Origin of the sequence: Sphingobacterium puteale, assembly GCF_003627955.1 — a bacterium.
Classification (GTDB): domain Bacteria; phylum Bacteroidota; class Bacteroidia; order Sphingobacteriales; family Sphingobacteriaceae; genus Sphingobacterium; species Sphingobacterium puteale.
The window spans coordinates 686,898-706,756 of record NZ_RBWS01000001.1 but is presented as its reverse complement, the minus strand read 5'-3'; the positions used below and the strand labels follow the sequence as shown (position 1 = coordinate 706,756).

General features: G+C 40.8%; 19 protein-coding genes. 13 read left to right on the top strand and 6 right to left on the bottom strand.

The window, feature by feature from the left end:
• Nucleotides 1-11: 11 nt before the first annotated feature.
• The 4 genes from D7322_RS02645 to D7322_RS02630 all read left to right on the top strand — a co-directional run bounded on the left by D7322_RS02645 (nt 12) and on the right by D7322_RS02630 (nt 3,150).
• Nucleotides 12-440: a TPM domain-containing protein gene (locus D7322_RS02645; RefSeq protein ID WP_317125718.1), complete on the top strand. Its 429-nt coding sequence runs from the start codon at nt 12-14 to the stop codon at nt 438-440.
• 20 nt (nt 441-460) lie between these two features.
• Nucleotides 461-1,252, top strand: coding sequence for a TPM domain-containing protein (locus D7322_RS02640; protein ID WP_245971233.1), 792 nt, complete (start codon nt 461-463; stop codon nt 1,250-1,252).
• A 74-nt stretch (nt 1,253-1,326) separates the two neighbouring features.
• Nucleotides 1,327-2,466, top strand: coding sequence for a TlpA disulfide reductase family protein (locus tag D7322_RS02635; RefSeq protein ID WP_121121277.1), 1,140 nt, complete (start codon nt 1,327-1,329; stop codon nt 2,464-2,466).
• Between the two features lie 237 nt (nt 2,467-2,703).
• Complete coding sequence (locus tag D7322_RS02630) at nt 2,704-3,150, top strand: hypothetical protein (RefSeq protein WP_121121014.1); 447 nt, start codon at nt 2,704-2,706, stop codon at nt 3,148-3,150.
• A 118-nt stretch (nt 3,151-3,268) separates the two neighbouring features.
• On the opposite strand, the gene pfkA is transcribed toward D7322_RS02630, so the two are convergent.
• The 4 genes from pfkA to D7322_RS02610 all read right to left on the bottom strand — a co-directional run bounded on the left by pfkA (nt 3,269) and on the right by D7322_RS02610 (nt 7,576).
• Nucleotides 3,269-4,243 carry a 6-phosphofructokinase gene (pfkA, locus tag D7322_RS02625; protein WP_121121012.1) on the bottom strand — a complete coding sequence of 325 codons (975 nt, stop codon included), beginning with the start codon at nt 4,241-4,243 and terminating at the stop codon, nt 3,269-3,271.
• Between the two features lie 196 nt (nt 4,244-4,439).
• On the bottom strand, nt 4,440-6,146 hold the full coding sequence (locus D7322_RS02620) for a protein-disulfide reductase DsbD family protein (protein WP_121121010.1): 1,707 nt from the start codon (nt 6,144-6,146) through the stop codon (nt 4,440-4,442).
• A gap of 86 nt (nt 6,147-6,232) precedes the next feature.
• Nucleotides 6,233-6,682 (bottom strand): protein-disulfide reductase DsbD N-terminal domain-containing protein, encoded by a 450-nt coding sequence (locus tag D7322_RS02615; RefSeq protein WP_121121008.1) that lies wholly within the window; start codon nt 6,680-6,682, stop codon nt 6,233-6,235.
• Between the two features lie 123 nt (nt 6,683-6,805).
• The gene (locus D7322_RS02610; protein ID WP_245971232.1) at nt 6,806-7,576 is read right to left on the bottom strand and encodes a biotin--[acetyl-CoA-carboxylase] ligase; all 771 of its coding nucleotides are present in this window, start codon (nt 7,574-7,576) and stop codon (nt 6,806-6,808) included.
• A gap of 47 nt (nt 7,577-7,623) precedes the next feature.
• Between D7322_RS02610 and rsfS the strand changes: the two genes are divergently transcribed.
• The 4 genes from rsfS to D7322_RS02590 are packed head-to-tail and all read left to right on the top strand — an operon-like array spanning nt 7,624 to nt 11,462.
• Nucleotides 7,624-7,998, top strand: coding sequence for a ribosome silencing factor (gene rsfS, locus D7322_RS02605; protein ID WP_077437259.1), 375 nt, complete (start codon nt 7,624-7,626; stop codon nt 7,996-7,998).
• A gap of 48 nt (nt 7,999-8,046) precedes the next feature.
• Nucleotides 8,047-10,131, top strand: a complete 2,085-nt coding sequence (gene ftsH / locus D7322_RS02600) for an ATP-dependent zinc metalloprotease FtsH (protein ID WP_121121006.1) — start codon at nt 8,047-8,049, stop codon at nt 10,129-10,131.
• A gap of 57 nt (nt 10,132-10,188) precedes the next feature.
• Complete coding sequence (locus D7322_RS02595; protein ID WP_121121004.1) at nt 10,189-10,836, top strand: LutC/YkgG family protein; 648 nt, start codon at nt 10,189-10,191, stop codon at nt 10,834-10,836.
• A gap of 2 nt (nt 10,837-10,838) precedes the next feature.
• Entirely contained in the window at nt 10,839-11,462 is a 624-nt protein-coding gene (locus D7322_RS02590) for a rhomboid family intramembrane serine protease (RefSeq protein ID WP_121121002.1), read from the top strand.
• Here the strand turns inward: D7322_RS02590 and D7322_RS02585 are convergent.
• A complete protein-coding gene (locus tag D7322_RS02585) occupies nt 11,459-13,003 on the bottom strand; it encodes a YifB family Mg chelatase-like AAA ATPase (protein WP_121121000.1) in 1,545 nt (514 codons plus the stop codon). The genes D7322_RS02590 and D7322_RS02585 overlap by 4 nt on opposite strands.
• Before the next feature lie 239 nt (nt 13,004-13,242).
• Between D7322_RS02585 and D7322_RS02580 the strand changes: the two genes are divergently transcribed.
• From D7322_RS02580 to D7322_RS02570, 3 genes are all read left to right on the top strand, one after another.
• Complete coding sequence (locus tag D7322_RS02580; protein ID WP_104383581.1) at nt 13,243-13,512, top strand: YtxH domain-containing protein; 270 nt, start codon at nt 13,243-13,245, stop codon at nt 13,510-13,512.
• Nucleotides 13,513-13,640: 128 nt separating this feature from the next.
• A complete protein-coding gene (locus D7322_RS02575; protein WP_121120998.1) occupies nt 13,641-14,060 on the top strand; it encodes a hypothetical protein in 420 nt (139 codons plus the stop codon).
• Nucleotides 14,053-14,556, top strand: a complete 504-nt coding sequence (locus D7322_RS02570) for a hypothetical protein (RefSeq protein ID WP_121120996.1) — start codon at nt 14,053-14,055, stop codon at nt 14,554-14,556. The genes D7322_RS02575 and D7322_RS02570 overlap by 8 nt, the downstream gene beginning before the upstream one ends.
• Here D7322_RS02570 and fcl read toward each other — a convergent pair.
• A complete protein-coding gene (fcl, locus tag D7322_RS02565; protein ID WP_121120994.1) occupies nt 14,553-15,491 on the bottom strand; it encodes a GDP-L-fucose synthase in 939 nt (312 codons plus the stop codon). The genes D7322_RS02570 and fcl overlap by 4 nt on opposite strands.
• A 57-nt stretch (nt 15,492-15,548) precedes the next feature.
• Between fcl and trmB the strand changes: the two genes are divergently transcribed.
• The gene (gene trmB, locus D7322_RS02560; RefSeq protein ID WP_121120992.1) at nt 15,549-16,205 is read left to right on the top strand and encodes a tRNA (guanosine(46)-N7)-methyltransferase TrmB; all 657 of its coding nucleotides are present in this window, start codon (nt 15,549-15,551) and stop codon (nt 16,203-16,205) included.
• 465 nt (nt 16,206-16,670) lie between these two features.
• On the top strand, nt 16,671-19,850 hold the full coding sequence (locus tag D7322_RS02555) for a SusC/RagA family TonB-linked outer membrane protein (RefSeq protein WP_183078584.1): 3,180 nt from the start codon (nt 16,671-16,673) through the stop codon (nt 19,848-19,850).
• The last annotated feature ends 9 nt before the right edge of the window (nt 19,851-19,859 follow it).

Sequence of the window (19,859 nt, the reverse complement as noted above, 5' to 3'; positions counted from 1 at the left end):
GAAAATATATTATGGCTTTAAACGCAGAAGAGCAAGAAAGAGTCGTTCACGCCATTAATCTGGCTGAAAACGAGACGTCAGGAGAAATTCGTGTTGTGATAGAAAACCACTGCCCGGATGAAGTTCATGACCGGGCAACATACTATTTTTCCAAATTAGGGATGCATAAAACTGTGCTGAAGAATGGGGTTCTTATTTATATTGCATTGGAAGATCATAAATTTTCCATCATTGGTGATAAGGGAATCGATCAACGCGTAGAAGTGGGCTTTTGGAATTGCACCAAAGATCTTATGGTTGAGGAATTCCGTATGGATAAAATTGTGGAGGGACTGGTGAAAGGGATTGAACATGCAGGCAAGCAATTGGCGAAATTCTTTCCCCGTGAACATGACGATATCAATGAATTGCCAAATGATATAGTTTTTGGTGATCGCTAGTCAATAAAAAAATAAAACTTATGTTGAAATTATTTTCCCGGGTTCGGATTCCGGTCATGGTGATGTTGCTTTGGGCACTGACTTTCATGACAGCAATAGGTCAGGATTTTCCGGAGGCACCGAATAGACTTGTAAATGATTATACTAATACGCTGACTGCCAGTCAAAAGCAGCAATTGGAGCAAAAGCTGCTGGCATTTGAAGATTCTACATCTACACAGATCGCTGTGGTTATGATGAACTCCACGGGAGGATATGATATTTCAGATTACGCTGTCCGTCTGGCGAAGAAGTGGGGGGTCGGTAATAAAAAATACAATAACGGTATTCTATTGCTGGCAGCATTGGGCGATCGGGCTGTTACGATTCAGACCGGCTATGGGATTGAAGGAGCGGTACCAGATGCGATCGCTTATCGTATTATAGAGAATGATATCAAACCGGCATTCCGCCAGAGGGATTATTACGGTGGAGTTGACAAAGCGACGAACTCCCTGATTTCCTATGCCAAGGGTGAATATAAAGCTGATCCCAAACAGCCTAGCGGCGGTGGATCGGGATCCATCATATTTGTCATTATTGTCGTGATATTTCTTGTCGTGATGTTTTCGAACCGCGGTGGCGGAGGAAAAGGCGGGGGCCGTGTGATGAACGGCCGTGGTTCTTCAGATATTTTCTGGTGGACATTGCTTAATGGTCTAGGTGGTGGTAGTCGTGGCGGCGGCGGTGGATTTGGCGGCGGTTCCGGTGGTGGATTCGGTGGATTTGGCGGTGGTGATTTTGGTGGTGGTGGTGCCTCGGGACGTTGGTAACAACTTTGCTAAATAATGTTAAATGGCATGTTAGTGCAACATAAATGTTTTACATTTATGGCAAGTATATAATTATGAAAAAGGGATTATTAATGGGTTTAAGCTTTTTACCAGCCTTATTGATGGCACAAGAAAGCTATACGGTTACAGGAAAAGTCAGTGCTGCTTCTGACAAAGCTAAAGTATTTATGCAGTACGCTAATAATGGTACACGTCAGCTAGATTCGGCAGCAGTAGTGAAAGGTGAGTTTAAATTCAACGGTCAGGTAGCTTCTCCTACGAAAGGTGTCATGATCTATTCTCCCGAAGGGCTTTCCTTTGGAGAACTAAGAGGTGCTCAAAAGCAACCTGAAACTTCGCAATTGTATTTGTCCAAAGGTGTGATCAAAGTAGATGCCTCCAAGGGATTTAAAGATGCTGTCATCACTGGTACAGCTATCAATGATGATTTTACACAATACAAAGCTTTTGTAAAACCATATGCAGATCAATTTGAGGCATTGAATCAACAATATTATGCGGCGTCTGAAACTCAAAAACAAGACCCGAAATTTATTGAAGGCTTGCAAAAACAAGCTGGTGAGATTTCCGAAAAAATGGAAAAGGCAGACGCCGAATTTATCAATAAGAATCCAAAAAGCTGGTATACATTGGATCTGCTTGCCGAAAACGTGAGTGGCGAAAATGTGAACGAATATGTAGCTTCTTATGATAAGTTGTCTCCAGAATTAAAAAATTCTGAAAAAGGTAAAGAACTGGCAGAACGTATTCAGAAATTGAAAGCTGTTGCCATAGGTTCAGTAGCTCCTGATTTTACATTACCGGATACTACAGGTAATAATGTCTCTTTATCTTCACTTCGCGGAAAATACGTATTGTTGGATTTTTGGGCGAGCTGGTGTGGACCTTGTCGTCACGAAAACCCGAACGTTGTTGCCGCATTTAATAAATTTAAAGATAAAGGCTTTACTGTGTTTGGTGTCTCCTTGGACAATCCAGGGAAAAAAGATGCTTGGATGAAAGCAATTCATGATGATAATTTGCAACAATGGCCACATGTGTCCGATTTACAGGGTTGGAAATCTGCTCCCGTGAAATTGTACGAAGTACGTGGAATTCCACAGAACTTCCTAATTGATCCGTCGGGTAAAATCGTCGCTTCAAATCTGAGAGGAGAAGCTTTGGAAGCTAAATTGGCAGAGCTATTAAAATAGGCTGTTCTTTCAGCCCGGTACTGAAATACGAAACACCTACTTAAAGTCTTATCTTTGTTGATGGATTTTAAATAGGTGTTTTTTGTTAGAACCAGCTATTGATCTTTTAGTTATCTCCTGAGGATGAACTCAGCTTTAAAAAATTACTTCTTCCGACCAATCCTGGTGCGGCGGATCATTTACGCAGGAGAGTTCGTGGAGATTGAACAGAGTGAAGTGCACTCAGAATAACATAAAATGAAAAAAAAACTGATATTGGCAATGGTCTTGGCTATTTTTGCTGTTGCCTGTAATTCGAAGAAAGAAAATGGTGTACCCGTAGTTAACCTTGAGGCCCTCAGTGCAATCCCTTTGGATCATTCCATTGACGCACTGGCGAAGGGGACGGAATTTATAGATGTGACATTACCGCCAAACGCGCGGATAGATGAGTTGTCACAAAAAGAACTGGGCCTGTTGAAGGCAGCTGCCTATCGCTTCTATCACCATGTGTCTTTAGCTGACAATCAATATAAAGTTGATATCAAAGATCCCAAGTCTTTATATATTTCCGATCAGGTTGTCAAAGCCTATGAGCAGGCGATCGTAAATACCAATCATTTTGCGGATTCAATGGCTAAGGCTGGACAGGCGATTCAATTGCCTGCCGTAAATGAAGAATATCTCAATAAACTACTGAAATAGGCTTTCGAGATAATATAAAGGCGGTTTGGATAGCATGTATTGTCAAAAAAGAAACGCGCATGACACAAATATCATGCGCGTTTCTTTTTTATATATATCCGATGGGGAAAAACTTCCCTTACAAGGAAAGTATTTCAATGATACGAAGTAGATCTTCGTTAAGTTTAACGTTATGTTTAATTGCGCTCTTGAAAGGCGTGAATCTAACTTCACTGCAGATCAGTCCGGCCATTTCGCCCCTACGTCCAGCTACGAGTGCTTCTACTGCGGCAACACCAAGTCTACTAGCCAATACACGGTCCATACAGGTCGGGCTCCCACCACGTTGGATGTGGCCTAAAATAGAAAGCCTTACATCGTAATGCGGGAAATTTTCCTTTATTTTTTCCGAAACGACCATTCCACCTTCTTTATCACCTTCGGCAACGATGATAATGCGTGAAGATTTATTCTTCCGGCTTTTATCCAGCCTTTTCATGATTGTATCGTAATCCACCTCAAACTCGGGAACCAATACAGCTTCCGCACCGGTGCTTATACCAGAACGGATGGCGATCAAGCCCGAGTCACGTCCCATAACTTCGATCACAAAAACACGGTCATGGGATTCTGCGGTGTCACGGATCTTATCTACAGCCTGAATAACGGTGTTTATTGCGGTATCATAACCAATGGTAAAATCAGTCCCGGCCAGGTCATTGTCGATCGTTCCCGGTAGGCCGATAATTGGAAAGTCAAACTCGTCAATGAATTTTGATGCGCCTGTAAATGTTCCGTCACCACCGATGACAACCATTGCGTCAATTCCATGGCTGCGTAAATTATCATAAGCTTGTTTGCGTCCTTCTATTGTCTTGAAAGCTTCGCTGCGGGCAGTTTTTAAGATAGTTCCGCCACGCTGTATGATATTGGCCACAGATTTGGCGTCCATGGGAATAATTTCACCATTGACCAAACCATCATAACCCCTGCGTACACCAAATACCTCAAGATTGTTATAGATACCCGCCCTTACGACAGCGCGAATACCAGCATTCATTCCTGGAGCATCTCCTCCAGATGTCAAAACAGCAATTTTTTTAATGTTACTCATACGTACTCAAACTTAGCTATTTTTGTGTTTATATACAATTATATTTCCGTTATTAAAAGTGATGAATCACTTCAAAACAATTAAATAATAGCCATCTGATCTGCATTTAATCTAAATGAAGATTAAACTTCATGTAAACTTTATAATAGGGGCAACAATTACGACAAACGATTTAGGCAGCTCAAGAATGGGCCGCTTATTTTTTTGCTCTAAAAGCATCAATACCACTTTGTAAAAAAGCTTTGTATTGTTCAATATTATAGTTTGCGCCAGTTTGTGGTACCAATACCGTCCCAGAAGCATCGACAATGACATATAGTGGTTGTGAATTGCTATTGAAGGTCGATGCCTGAAAATCACTGTTTTTATTGCCGATTGTTTTAATTTTCTTGCCGCTATATTTGGAAATGAACTGTTCGTTGGCGGGTAATTCTGTTTTATCATCAACGAAGAGTTCCGCCATAACAAATTCTTCTTTTAACAATTTGGCTACGCCCGGATCAGTCCATACATTTGCTTCCATTTTTCGACAATTCACACAGTTCCAGCCTGTGAAATCGATCAAAACAGGTTTATTTAGTTCTTTTGCAGCTTCCAGAGCCTGATCATAATCGTAGTATGGATCAAACCCTTTTGGGGTACCGCGCTCATGGAAGATTTCTGCATATTTTTTCACTTTACCGTCGCTGTGAGCTGGCGTGCTTGTCACTCCAGCCGAAAGGTCAAAGTCCTGTGTTGCAGAAGGCGGTAAGAAAGCCGAAATGGATTTCAATGGTGCGCCCCATAGACCAGGAACCATATAGACAACAAAAGAGAATACAATGACTGCCAATAGCGTTCTCGGTACAGAAAGGAATTTCAGTTCACTATCATGTGAAAACTTGATCTTCCCAATAAGATATAAGCCCATGAGACCAAATATGGCAATCCACAAGGATAGGAATACCTCACGATCCAACCAATTCCAGTGATAAGCTAAGTCTACGTTGGACAAAAACTTTAAAGCCAAGGCAAGCTCTAAAAATCCAAGAACTACTTTTACCGAATTGAGCCATCCACCCGATTTCGGCAACGACTTTAACATCGAAGGAAACATAGCGAAAAGACCAAAAGGAATCGCCAAAGCAATGGAAAAACCCAGCATACCGATGGCCGGACCTAAACGCTCGCCTTTTGATGCTGCTTCAACGAGCAGCGTGCCAATAATTGGTCCTGTGCAGGAAAAGGATACCAGTGAAAGGCTGAAAGCCATAAAGAAGAGACCGACCAGGCCTCCTTTATCTGATTTGGCATCCATCTTATTGACAAAAGTGCTTGGTAGCGTGATTTCGAAAGCCCCAAAAAAAGATGCCGCAAAGACAACGAGTAATAGAAAAAATAAGAAATTAAATATGCCATTCGTCGATAATGCATTCAGCGCATCCGAACCAAACGCAATTGTGATAATCATCCCCAAAGCCACGTATATCACAATAATAAAAAGGCCATAGAGTAGTGCTTTGCTAATGCCGCTTGCACGGGTGCCCGACTGTTTGGTGAAGTAGCTTACAGTCAGGGGCAGCATCGGGAAGATACAGGGCATCAAAAGTGCAGCAAAACCACCGATTAATCCAGCAATAAAAATACTCCAAAGCGATTTTTTCCCTGTATCTGAATCTGTAGAAGAAACAGTTGTTGTTGCTTTGTCCAATTTGCTGCTATCCTGACTCAGCGTTGTATCTGGAGCCTCTGAAAAAGCCAGGTCGTCCGGTACAGCTTCCACTGCTGGTGTGGTGTCAGGTGAAGATTCAAATTGAAGCCCTTCAGTGCTCGTTAGACTGTCTTGTTGAAATGAAAAAGCTGTCGTAGTCAGCGAAAGACTGAAAAAAGCAATTAAAAATAGAATAAATGTGTTTTTTAACATGCGTATCTGTTTCTGATGTCAGTTTCAAAAATAAAAAAAGGCGATGAGAATCGCCTTATTATTTTATCCGTGTATGATCATTTTTACTATTTGATTGTCACAGCAAAAGCATATTCGTCCGGTGGGAGACATTGTGACGCATCACAAGCCTGCCATTCTACGGTGCCTTTTACTGTTGCAGTACCTTTATTTAACTTCACTTTTTGTTGAAAGATTACTTCATTTGTGAAATAACCAACATCCATTTTGAACACCTCTTCGTGTTTTACCTTTGGTTTTGGTTCAGCAGTTTTACCTACCAATGCGTAGTCAGCAGCTTTAGCAAAATTGAATGAGGTTGGGATAGGTCCGCCATCTTTAATATTCTGCGAATAGATGTGCCATCCGTTTTGGATTGTTCCTTTGACATAAACAACAGCTTCGTTGTTATTCAGTTTTTTACTGGCTACAGTCCATTTTACAGGTTTGTGAATTTGAGCGAAGGCTCCGGTAACTGCGAAAATTACCACAGTTATTAACATTACTAATTTTTTCATTTTCCTAAATAATTATTGCAGTTCGATATACACCTTTGATAACTAAAGTTGATAAAGGTTTAATTTATCCGCTTCACAAATTTAGCATATTCTAACATGGCTTATCTGGATTTTGTGTAAAGATTAGGATATAAGATGGCTTATCTCCTTGATGTTGAATTTATGCAGTTTGTTGTCAATAAGCACTTGTAGCTGGCCATCGATCCCCACGGCTTTGATGATCCCTGTTTTTTTTTCTCCCGCGACCAAAAATGGCCGCTCTTGGTCTCTCCAAAATAAGGACTCATTATAACGATCCAATATAGGCTGCCAGGATTGGTTGAAGAGGTTGCTGTATTCCTGCTGTATACTTTCAAAAAGCTCGACGGCCAGGTCCTTTATGACATAATCGGCTTTGTTTGTAAGAAGAGCTAGGGAAGTAATTGTTATCGGTGTGTCAAAATTGACCTGATTGATATTTATTCCTATTCCGACAATAGAAGCATCAATTTTATTTCCCTTTAACTTATTTTCAATAAGGACCCCTGCGACTTTTTTGCTGTCGACATAAATGTCATTGGGCCATTTTACGGTTACAGGCTGCTCGGTTTTGCTTTTAAGCCACTTTACCATGGCGATAGCCACAGAGGCTGAGAGTGCAAACTGTTGTTCTATGGATAAAAAATGAGGTTTTAAAAGAATGGATGTGGTCAGATTTTTTCCGGGTTCGCTGACCCAGGTACTCCCCCGTTGTCCTTTTCCTTGAAACTGTTCTTCTGCTAAAATGGCAGTACCCTCTGCGAGTGGCTTGAAATTTGACAATAATTCTCTTAAATAATCGTTTGTAGAGGCAACTTTGTCAAGATATATTACATTTTGACCGATGATAAGTCCCGAAATATTGTTATTTTGCAAACTGAAAGTATTAAATAAATATTAAGTCAAAACTATCATATTTTTTAATGAGTAAAAATAAAAGTTCAGAATTGTCGCAACGTCTATCAGAAATTATCGTTCACGGTATGCAGGAAAAGAAAGCAAACGAGATTGTTCGCTTGGATTTAAGAGATCTTCACAGTTCTGTTTCTGATTATTTTGTGATTTGTCATGCCGACTCGAACATTCAGGTTAACGCTATTGCCAAGAGTGTAGAGGAGGAAGTTTATAAAGCTTTTGGTCAAGAACCCCAATATAAAGAAGGACAATCAAATGGAGAATGGTTGATTTTGGATTTTGTGGATGTGGTTGTACATATCTTTAAGACCGAGAAGAGAGCACATTACGGCATTGAGGATTTATGGGGAGATGCGCAGATTCAGCATTTTCAAAGCGCCTAATAGCCGCCTCAATACAATAGTTTATACAGAAAATATAATTACGATATAATGAAAAAAATCCCAAGTAGTAAGGTAAGCCCAAAACCGCCGAAATTCAATTTCGTGTGGCTTATGATTGCCATGTTTTTAGGTTTTTTTGCCTTGCAATATGTTTTTGGAGAAAACCCGGCTAAGGAAATTAGCTATAGTGATTTTGAAACACGCATGTTAAAAACCGGAGCTGTTGAGCGTCTGGAAGCATATAAGAAAAATGATCTTGTCGAGGTAGAAGTCTATCTAAAAAAAGGTTGGAAAGACAATCCAAGTTTTAAAGATGTAACCAAGAGTAATGATCCTATTCCCAGTCTTGCTGGTCAAGAGGAAACAGGACCTCAATACATCTTTAAGGATGCCTCAGCAGAGGTTCTGGAGAAGAAATTAGCGGCATCGCAAGCTGAATTGGCTCCGGGAACACCTAAAGTGCAATTGAAATATGCTGACCGTTCCAATCCTTGGGCGAGCTGGTTTGTGACATTTATGTTGCCCTTGTTGGTATTGGCAGCGATCTGGATTTTCTTGATGCGCCGCATGGGCGGTGGTGCAGGTGGCGGTGGGGGCGCGATCTTCAATATTGGCAAATCCAAAGCACAATTATTTGATAAAGAATCGCAGATCAACATTACCTTTAATGATGTTGCTGGCTTAGAAGAGGCAAAACAAGAAGTTATGGAAATCGTGGATTTCTTGAAAAATCCACGTAAATACACGAATCTAGGCGGTAAAATTCCGAAAGGAGCATTACTTGTAGGCCCTCCGGGAACAGGTAAAACGTTATTGGCAAAGGCTGTTGCGGGCGAAGCACAGGTGCCTTTCTTCTCTTTATCGGGCTCAGACTTCGTGGAGATGTTTGTCGGTGTGGGTGCTTCACGTGTCCGCGACCTGTTCAAACAAGCCAAAGAGAAAGCCCCTTGTATTATCTTCATTGATGAGATCGATGCGATCGGTCGTGCCCGCGGTAAAAACTCAATGATGGGCGGCAACGACGAACGTGAAAATACATTGAACCAGTTGTTGGTGGAAATGGACGGTTTTGGTACAGACTCCGGCGTTATTATTCTAGCCGCTACAAACCGTATCGATGTATTGGATACAGCTTTATTGCGTCCGGGACGTTTCGACCGTCAGATTTCAATTGATAAACCAGATTTGATAGGTCGTGAGCATATTTTTAAAGTGCATTTAAAACCATTGAAGTTATCTGCAGAAGTAGATGCCAAAAAATTATCAGCACAGACACCGGGTTTTGCAGGAGCAGAGATCGCGAATGTGTGTAATGAAGCTGCGCTGATTGCTGCACGTAAAAACAAATCTGAGATAGATATGCAGGATTTTCAGGATGCCGTAGATCGTGTGATCGGGGGGCTTGAGAAAAAGAATAAAATCATTTCTCCTGAAGAAAAACGTATTGTTGCTTATCACGAGGCGGGGCACGCCATTGCAGGGTGGTTTTTAGAACATGCCGATCCTTTGGTTAAAGTTTCTATAGTTCCCCGTGGGGTAGCGGCTTTGGGATATGCACAATATCTTCCTCGTGAACAGTTCTTATATACAACAGAACAACTGGTAGACAGCTTATGTATGACTATGGGTGGACGTGTAGCAGAAGATATTACTTTTGGTAGAATTTCCACAGGAGCTCAGAATGACTTGGAACGTATTACGCAGCTTTCTTATGCAATGATTGCTATTTATGGTATGAATGATAAGGTAGGAAATGTGTCTTTCCGTGATAGCTCAGAAGCTTCTTTTCAAAAACCATACTCTGACAAAACGGCAGAGCTGATTGATGCTGAAGTTCGTAATCTGATTACTGATGTCTATGCACGTACAAAACAACTCTTATTGGATAAACGAGAGGGTTTGATTAAGATTGCAGAGAAACTATTGGAAAAAGAAATTCTTTTCCAGTCCGATCTTGAAGAGATATTAGGTAAGCGTCCTTTCGATACCAAGACAACTTATGATGAGTTTGTCAACGGGGCTGACGGTGGCGGTGTACCACAGACCGATTTACCATTGGATGTTCACCCCGAGGAGGCAACTTCAAAAGATGACCGGCGATTGGACAATAATCCGTCAGGTAGTTTAAACTAATTTAGATTTTGCAGCGCTAGAAAAACTCTAGCGCTGTATTTATATTGCTATTGAGCCATGAATGTGAAGAACGCGACAGCGAAGGAGGTAATGTTAAAACGCATACGTCAGGCATTACTTCAAAAGAACGATAATCCCCATCCTAATTTCAAAGAAACACCCCTTTACAAAGAAGAGGATGAGTTGGTTGATCTTGTTTTTGTTCGCGAACTGACAGCCGCTGGCGGTAAGTTTCTTTATTGCGATGGTGAGATCGGCCTCATTGAGAATCTGATTGCTTTAACCGAGGTAAACAATATAAAAAATATCTATGCCTGGGAGCAGGGGATCCAAAATCTGCTGAGTCCCTATGGTTTCCCTTTTTTCAAAACGGAGAAAGACTTCGAGTCTGCCAATGCGAGTATTACTTCGTGTGAAGCGTTGATTGCGCGTAATGGTAGTATTATGGTAAGTAATGCCAATGCTTCCGGACGTCGCCTGAGTATCTACCCTCCAATTCACATTGTTGTTGCTAAAGCTTCTCAGTTAGTTTGGGATGTGAAAGATGCTCTGACATACATCCAAAAGCGTTATGGACAGGAAATTCCGACGATGATCTCAACAATTACAGGTCCTTCGCGGACAGCTGATATTGAGAAAAGATTAGTTCTGGGTGCTCATGGCCCTAAAGAACTTTATGTTTTACTTTTAGAAGACCGTTTTTAGGCATGCTTACTTTATACTTACAACAGGCTCCCGTAGCGAGCGCTATTTTCTTTTTTACGCTTGTCACGAGTATCTATACCTTTTCTCATGAACAGCTTTATGGCAAGTTAATGCTCCATCCATATAGTATCGCTCGTAAACAGCGGGTATATACAATATTGACCAGTGGTTTTATCCATAAAGACTGGGGGCATCTGCTGTTCAATATGATCACTTTTTATTATTTCGCATTTCGATTGGAAATGATACTGGCACAGGCCAGCCCTTATGGACATCTCTTCTTTGCTGTCGTTTATTTTGGTAGTCTGGTGCTGAGTGACATTCCAACGATTGTTCAGCAAAAAAATAATTATGGATACTACAGCTTAGGAGCATCCGGTGCTATCTGTGCCGTGTTATTTAGCTATATCCTCTTTGATCCAAGGACGAAGATAGGGGTTATGTTTATCATTGGTTTGCCGGCTTATTTATTTGCTTTCCTGTTTTTAGGGTATTGCATCTGGGCTTCCAAAAAGGCGCAGGACGGGATTAATCATGATGCGCATTTCTATGGTGCATTATCCGGATTGATCCTGACGATTATCTGCTTTCCCTGGGTCATCAAACATTGCTTAGCGCAGTTTTAAAATTTTCCACCCCAGGTTTCTTTGTCTAAATTCCTATACTGGATCGCTTCTGCGAGATGATGATTTTCTATCGAAGGGCTATTTTCCATGTCTGCAATAGTACGGGCTACTTTTAATATTCGATCGTAAGCTCTTGCAGAAAGATTCAAGCGGTCAATGGCTGTTTTAAGTAGTTGCTTTTGCGGTTCACCGATCTGACAGATAGCTCGGGTAAGTTTTGTGCTCATATGCGCATTACAATGAATATCGGAGTAGGATTCAAATCTTTTTTTCTGGATCGCTCTTGTCTGAATGACACGATTACGAACCATTAGACTGTTTTCAATAGGACGGGAGCCACTCAATTCTTCAAATTGCACCGGTGTGACTTCTACATGCAGATCGATGCGATCCAACAAAGGGCCTGATATTTTACTTAAATATCGCTGAACGGTATTGCTGCCGCAGATACATTCCTTTTCGGGATGGTTAAAGTATCCACAGGGACAAGGGTTCATTGCTGCTATTAACATAAAGCTGGCCGGATAATCAATGGATAATTTTGCCCGGGATATGTTGATGTTTCGGGATTCCAGCGGTTGTCGCATGACCTCAAGTACGCTTCGTTTAAATTCAGGAAGTTCATCCAGAAATAGTACCCCGTGATGCGACAAGGAGATTTCACCGGGTTGCGGATTGGAGCCACCACCGACCATGGCAACGTCAGAGATGGTATGGTGGGGGGCGCGAAATGGTCGATTCGTAAGTAAAGCATCTTTCGCTTTGAGATTTCCCGAAACGGAATGAATTTTGGTTGTTTCCAGCGATTCGGAGAGGGTGAGCGGCGGCAGAATTGTTGGTAATCTTTTAGCCAGCATGGTCTTTCCCGCTCCCGGCGGACCTATTAGAATGACATTGTGCCCTCCGGCCGCAGCGATTTCCAGTGCTCTTTTGATATTTTCCTGTCCACTAACATCCGAAAAGTCAACATCATATCTATTTGTTTCGGTGTGAAAGAAGGATTGGATGTTGACTCTGGTTGGAGCAATACTTTTCGAATTATTGAGAAACTGGACCACATCGCTGAGGTTTTCGACAGCGATCACATCAATTCCGGTAACGATGGCGGCTTCCAGCGCATTTTGCTGAGGAAGTATGATTCCTTTAAACTCATCATTTAATGCTTGTAGGGCGATGGATAAGACACCTCTGACGGGTTTTATGCTGCCATCTAAAGATAATTCACCCAAGATCAGGTAATGTTCCAACAGATTGCTTATCAACTGTCCGGAAGAGGCTAGTATACCGACCGCGATAGATAAATCATAGCCGGAACCTTCTTTCCTGATGTCAGCTGGTGCCAAGTTGACCACAATTTTCTGGCGTGGCATGTGAAGTTGGCAGGAAGTAATGGCACTTTCAATGCGTCTGAGACTTTCTTTGACAGCATTGTCAGGAAGTCCGACGATATAATAATGTAGTCCTGTAGAAACTACGACCTCAACGGTAATGGTGCATGCCTCAATTCCATAGACGGCACTACAATAGGTTTTGTTCAACATGAATTTTGTAATCGGTTGATTTAAAGATACTAAATATTAAATTATAAATAATAATGTTGTGGCAAATTATTGTAAATCGATAGGGAATTGCTGGAAAATGACTATATTGTAATTGGATAGTTTCTAGTAAATAATGGATAAAATGCGGTATTTGGCAAACGATTTGCTTTATAAATTGTATTATTATCGAAGACTAGATTCATCGTATAATAGAATTAGAACTTTAAAACGAAAAAGAAATGAATGACACAAGTAAAGTAGCTTTGGCGTTGTTGGCAGGTCTTGCTGCGGGGGCAGCTTTGGGAGTTTTATTTGCTCCGGATAAAGGATCAGATACAAGAGATAAGATCAATGATTCATTAAGCGATTTGAGTGATGCTATTCGTGAGAGAGCTGAAGAACAATTCGATCAGTTGAATGAATTTAAAGAAAAAATTGTCTCCACCTTAAAAGGTAAATTAAATCAGGCCGAGGAGATTGTAGACGATGATATCATCGAGCATGCATAAAGTGCAAGTTGTCCTTTGGGATGATTTGGTGAAATACATAGCATTATAGGCTATTTCAAAAGACTGAATTTAGACAATTAAGAGTTTGATATTGGACTTTTGAGATAGCCTACATAAATTTAAGATGAATGGAAGAAGAAAAATTTTCACTTAGTGGTACTTTCCAGAAAACCAAGGAATACGTAGATTCCCAGTTTAAGCTTGTTAAATTGAAGACAATCGAGCGTTCATCACGCCTGATTGCTAGTCTAGTAGTAGACGCGACCAAATTAATCTTTACTTTGTTTGTTGTCTTTTTTTTATGTTTAGCATTGGGATTTTGGCTAGGTGAACTATTAGGAAGCTATTCATTGGGATTCTTGGCAACAGCGGCTATTTTTATGGTGATTATCGTGATCATACGAATTTTTGAGCCAGCCTTGGAAGCCAAGTTTATGGATCTTTCTATTCGTCGCTTTTTGGCCAAATGGAACGACGAGATTGAAGAAGAGGAAGAAGAATTGAAAAACAAGGAAAAATTTGATAGAGAAGGGGCTACAAATGAATAATAAGCAGACGAAAATACGCAATTTAAAGGAGCTTAAGGAAGAAATTGCTCGTTTGAAAGAGCTTAAAAACGAACAGGAAGCTTACTTGAAAGCACAATTTACCTTGTTTAACAATAAGATTGAAGCTCCGATCCGATTTTTCAATTCGTTAAAAAATAATATTCCCGGAGTAAACATCGTCCAGCAATTATTTGCAAAAAGTAATAATCCCGATTCGGATTGGCTGACAAAAACCCTGCGTATAGGCGTTCCTTTTATTATGAACAGACTGTTTCTGAAGAACACAGGCGTACTGAAAAAGGCGCTGATGCTGTTGTTGTCTGAGCGGGCTGTCGGTCAGATCAATCAGGATAAAATCAGTGGTTTAATCAGTAAGCTCACTAACTTTATCCGTCCCAAAAAGAAGAAAAAGAAAGGTGTGCAAATTGAAGGTGAGACTGCAATAAAAGATGAAGTCAATGAGTATGGTATCCCTTCCTATAGCGAGACCTATTAGGAATCCGCTTCTTCTCTTTTCAGGAAGTCAGCATAAGCTAATTTAATTCCCTCGCGAAGATTGATTTTATGTTTCCATCCTAATGCGTGTAATTTAGATACATCCATTAACTTACGTGGTGTTCCGTCAGGTTTACTTGTATCAAATGAGATTTTGCCGGTATATCCAATGACGTCCTTAATGAGTTCAGCAAGATCCTTTATGCTTAAATCTTCACCGATGCCGATATTGACAAACTGTTTTTCGTCATAATTATTCATTAAGAAGACACAGGCGTCAGCTAGGTCATCCGAGAAAAGAAATTCCCTTAGGGGAGTACCAGTACCCCAGATAACAACTTCATCAAGGTTATTTATCTTTGCTTCGTGAAATCTACGGATCAGGGCTGGTAAAACATGCGAGTTTTGTGGATGATAATTATCATTGATACCATAGAGATTAGTTGGCATAACTGATATATAGTTACAGCCATATTGATCACGGAAAGCTTCCGCCATTTTAATACCCGCTATTTTGGCGATGGCATAAGGCTCATTGGTAGGTTCCAAGGTGCCTGTCAACAATAGGTCTTCGTTTAAGGGCTGTGGCGCCATTTTAGGATAGATGCAGCTTGAACCTAAAAACATCAACTTTGTAACGTCATTATCGTAGGAGGACTTAATGACGTTATTCTGTATAGCCATATTTTCGTAGATGAAATCCGCGCGATAGGTGTTGTTCGCCATAATACCGCCAACCTTAGCCGCTGCAAGGAAAACGTAATCAGGTTTCTCTTCGTTGAAAAAGTCAGCAACTGCCTGTTGATTGCGCAGATCTAATTCTTGAGACGTACGGGTCACGATGTTATTGTATCCCAGTTCTGTTAATTTGCGATATATTGCCGATCCGACCATTCCTCGATGGCCTGCTACATAAATTTTAGCGTCTTTTTCCACGATAAGTTATTGATTCCTGCAAATATAAGGTTATTTTTGCGGGATATTAATTAAAAAATGGGAAAGGATAAACTACGTAAATTTGCCGAAGTAGCGACTTTTGAGAATGTCATCCAGCTCGATGCCGGCAAAGAATATAAAGGAAAATGGGCGGAGAAGCAATTTGGAAATACGAACCCGGTTGTTTTGGAACTCGCCTGTGGTAAAGGGGAATATACGGTGAACTTGGCACGCATGTTTCCGGATAAGAACTTTATCGGTATTGATTTTAAGGGCAACCGTATCTGGCGTGGTGCAAAAACTGCATTAGAAGATGGTATTAAAAATGTAGCCTTCTTACGGATACAGATTGAAACAATTCTTGAGCACTTTGGCGAAAATGAGATTGATGAAATTTGGATTACCTTTCCAGATCCACAGCCGCAGGATAGCCGTGAGAAGAAACGTCTGACCGGACCTAAATTTTTAGATCGCTACAAAATCATCTTGAAGCCAGAGGGTATGATGAACCTAAAGACAGATAATGATGGCTTTTATGCCTATACCCTTGAGCAAATAGAGTTACAGAACCTCAAGAAATATAAAGAGACAGCAGATCTGTATCACTCGGAATTGGTTGATAATGTTTTATCAATCAAGACATACTATGAGAAAAAGTATCTTGCTGACGATAAGAATATAAACTATGTGAAATGGAGCTTTGAGCAATGTTAACATCTGCGTTTTCATTATAGAGGGGAGCCCAAACGAAAGTTTGGGCTTTCTTTTTTTTAGCCGAAGTATCTGCTGGATGTTGGTTTCTTATTGGATTGTTTTATTTTAAATAATTTCGATTTATTTCGTTTTTTAGGAAATATTAATTATTTTCGATTGTTTAATAAACAATAACCAAAACTAACAATTTTATTTGAACCTGATAATTGCAATTTGGAGCTAGTTATACCCTTTTAATATACAAAACAATATTTGAAAACGGTTCTTGTATTTGTAAAAGGAAATTTAATTCGAAACAATTCTTAACACAAAGAAAACATTAAATTAAAACTAACTTTTTGTTAAGAATATATTTTTGTGCCAAATTGAAAATTACAATCTACATTCATATCTATGTTTAGTATTAACCCTATCCAAATTAATCTGAGGCACTCCTCCTCAAAGTTGCTCTTCATAGCATTGGCGATGGCAGGCAATATGGATCTCACGGCAGCAGCAGTTCCGGTGGAGCATGGTAAAGTTGTACATTCGTTTAACCAAACCAAGATTAAGGTAAAAGGAAAAGTCGTAGATAACCAGACCAAGGAGCCTTTGGCATCAGTTTCTATTCTTGTTGGCGGGGTAGCCAAGGGGACGACCGATCGAATGGGAAATTTTGAAATAGAGGTTGAAGCAGGTGCTTCGATTCGTTTTCAATTGATTGGCTATGAAGCGCAAACAAAGAACTTTGCAACAGGACAGTCTGATGTGCAGATAACGTTAAATGTTACGTCTGAAGCATTGAATGAAGTCGTTGTAACGGCATTAGGGATACAACGAGAGGAAAAGGCGCTGGGGTATTCAATTAGTACCGTTAAAGGGGAGGAATTGACCAATGCGATTTCAAACAACTGGACAGATGCGCTGACAGGGAAGGTGGCAGGTTTGAATCTGGTTAAATCGGGGGCAGGACCCTTGGGGTCAAATAAAGTTATCCTGCGTGGGGAAACCTCTATGACGGGTGACAATGAGGCATTGATCGTTGTGGATGGAATAATTATGGGCGGGGGAGTCAGATCGACACAAACAGGAAATTCCGCCTATTTAGATGCGGATTCACCTGTAGATTTTGGTTCTTCTTTGGCTGATATTAATCCCGAGGATATTGAATCGGTTTCTGTGCTGAAAGGACCTGGTGCTGCGGCATTATATGGGTATCGTGGTGCACGTGGTGCTGTAATTATTACCACAAAAAAAGGAAAGGGGATACAAAATAGAATTGGGGTTACAGTCAATTCAAATACCGCTATCGGGACAATTAATCGGTGGCCTGATTACCAGTATGAATATGGACAAGGTGTAGTGGGGCAAGACTTGTATTATTCTTACGGACAATCGGAAGATGGTGCAAGTACGTTGAGCACTTCTTCTGCATGGGGACCAAAATTTGATGGCCAGTATTTCTATCAATACGATCCAGCTAACTATAGACAAACGCCAGCAGAACGTACGCTTTGGCGCCCATATGAAAATAATCGAAAAGACCTATTTCAAACGGAGCTGACTTCAACAAATTCCATTAGTGTTTCGGGATCTACAGATAAGACGACAGCGCGCTTTTCTTATACCAATGTAACCAATAAGTGGATTATTCCCAACATGGGATACAATCGGCACACCATTGCTATGCAGTTCAGTAATAAAATTACGGATAAATTGAGCTTGTCTACTAAGGTTAATTTTAACAATAGGGGATCGGACAATCTGCCAAACAGTGGCTACAATAATCAGAGCTACATGTACTTCGTCCGTGGTATTACGCCCAATATAGACGCAGCATGGTTAGATCAAAATTGGATTCCGGGCAAAGAGGGTATTGAACAAATGACACCATTCTCTGGCTTGTTAGATAATCCAAGAACAATATCTTATGATATGATCAATGCACAAAATAAAAATAACCTGATCGGAAACGTGCAGTTGGATTATAAATTCACCAATGAACTGAGTTTGATGCTCCGGACAGGAATCGATATGAGCTATGATAAACGTAAACAGTCGAGACCTTTTGATACCAATAAATATGCTTTCGGTTACTATCGCGAACAGTCTATATATGCCGAAGAGCGGAATTCTGATTTCCTCTTGCAGTACAACAACCAGCGTCTGCAAGATCACCGTTTTGGTATTTCTGCAGGTGGGGCGTTACTAAACAATAAATACATCAAGGACGACGCAAAGGCCAATAGTTTACTTTATCCAAACCAGTATAACTTTGCAAATGCGCGTGAAAGAGTGCTTTATGAGCCTTGGCGGGAGGAATACGCCATACATAGTGTATATGGTTTGGCCAATTATAGTTACAAGCAAAAGTACTTTATTGATTTTACAGGTCGCGTAGACTGGGCAAGTACGCTAGCTTCACCAAAGAGAAATGAGGTGGCATGGTTCTTTTATCCGTCTGTGAATACGAGCTTTATCCTGAGCCAGATTTTTGAACTGCCAAAATCAATCAACTACTGGAAATTGAGGGCTTCTATTGCAGGTGTCGGTGGCGGGGGCAAAGACCCCTATGGAAACTCCTATGCATATATGAGTGCGATTGGATTTAATGGGGGGTTAAGTAATCCGACGACAGTACCTGACGAGAATTTGCAGCCAGAGCGTACCACTTCTTATGAATTGGGGACAGATTTCCGGATGTTTAAAGACCGGATTAAATTGGACCTTACAGTATATAGTACAACTACTGATAAACAGCTGATCAAACCTCCTGTGGATCCATCCAGTGGATATAGACTACGGTATACCAATGCAGGAGAAGTTCGAAGTAAAGGGATTGAACTCGCTTTATCGGGAGATATCCTGAAAAACCAAGATAAGCTGAACTGGAATATGTATGGAAACTTTACCCATTATGACTCGAAGGTGCTATCCATTCCGGCGGCTTTTGAGGGACAACTTGTGCTGTCGACGTTGTTTGGCAGTCGAGGTTCCGTTGTCGCTATCCCTGATCGTCGATTTGGAGATATCTGGGGCTTAGGTTATGAGAGAAATCCCGAGGGAAAGATTGTTTACGAGGGTGGAATCCCTGTATTGAGCCAAGATAATATCTATATTGGCAATCCCAATCCAACGACGAAATTCGGTTGGGGGAATGAATTTAAATACAAAGGTTTCCGATTTAACTTTTTATTTGATGGACAGTTTGGCGGGGTAGGTTATTCATTGACGCATGCTGTATTGATGGAGGAAGGAAAGTTGAAGAAAACGCTGCCCGGAAGATATAATGGTATTATTGGCGACGGTGTTGTGCTGAATCCGGATGGAAGTTATAGCAAAAATACGGTCGTTGCAGAAGCCGGTGATTACTATGCCAGACATTTCAACCGTGATAATATTGAGTCCAATACATTCTCAACAGACTTTATTAAACTCAGAGAAGTGCGTTTGGACTACGCATTGCCCAAATCTTTTTTAAGCCGTTACAAAATTGAAAAAGCATCTATTGGTGTGTATGGTCGGGATCTGTTTGTTTTTACCAAATGGCCGGCTTTTGATCCAGAGTTCGCTTCTTTAACCTCCAGTGGTATTGAAAAAGGAGCTGAAATTGCTCAATTTCCTTCGACGCGTACAATGGGTGTAAATCTATCGTTTTCATTTTAACTATTGACA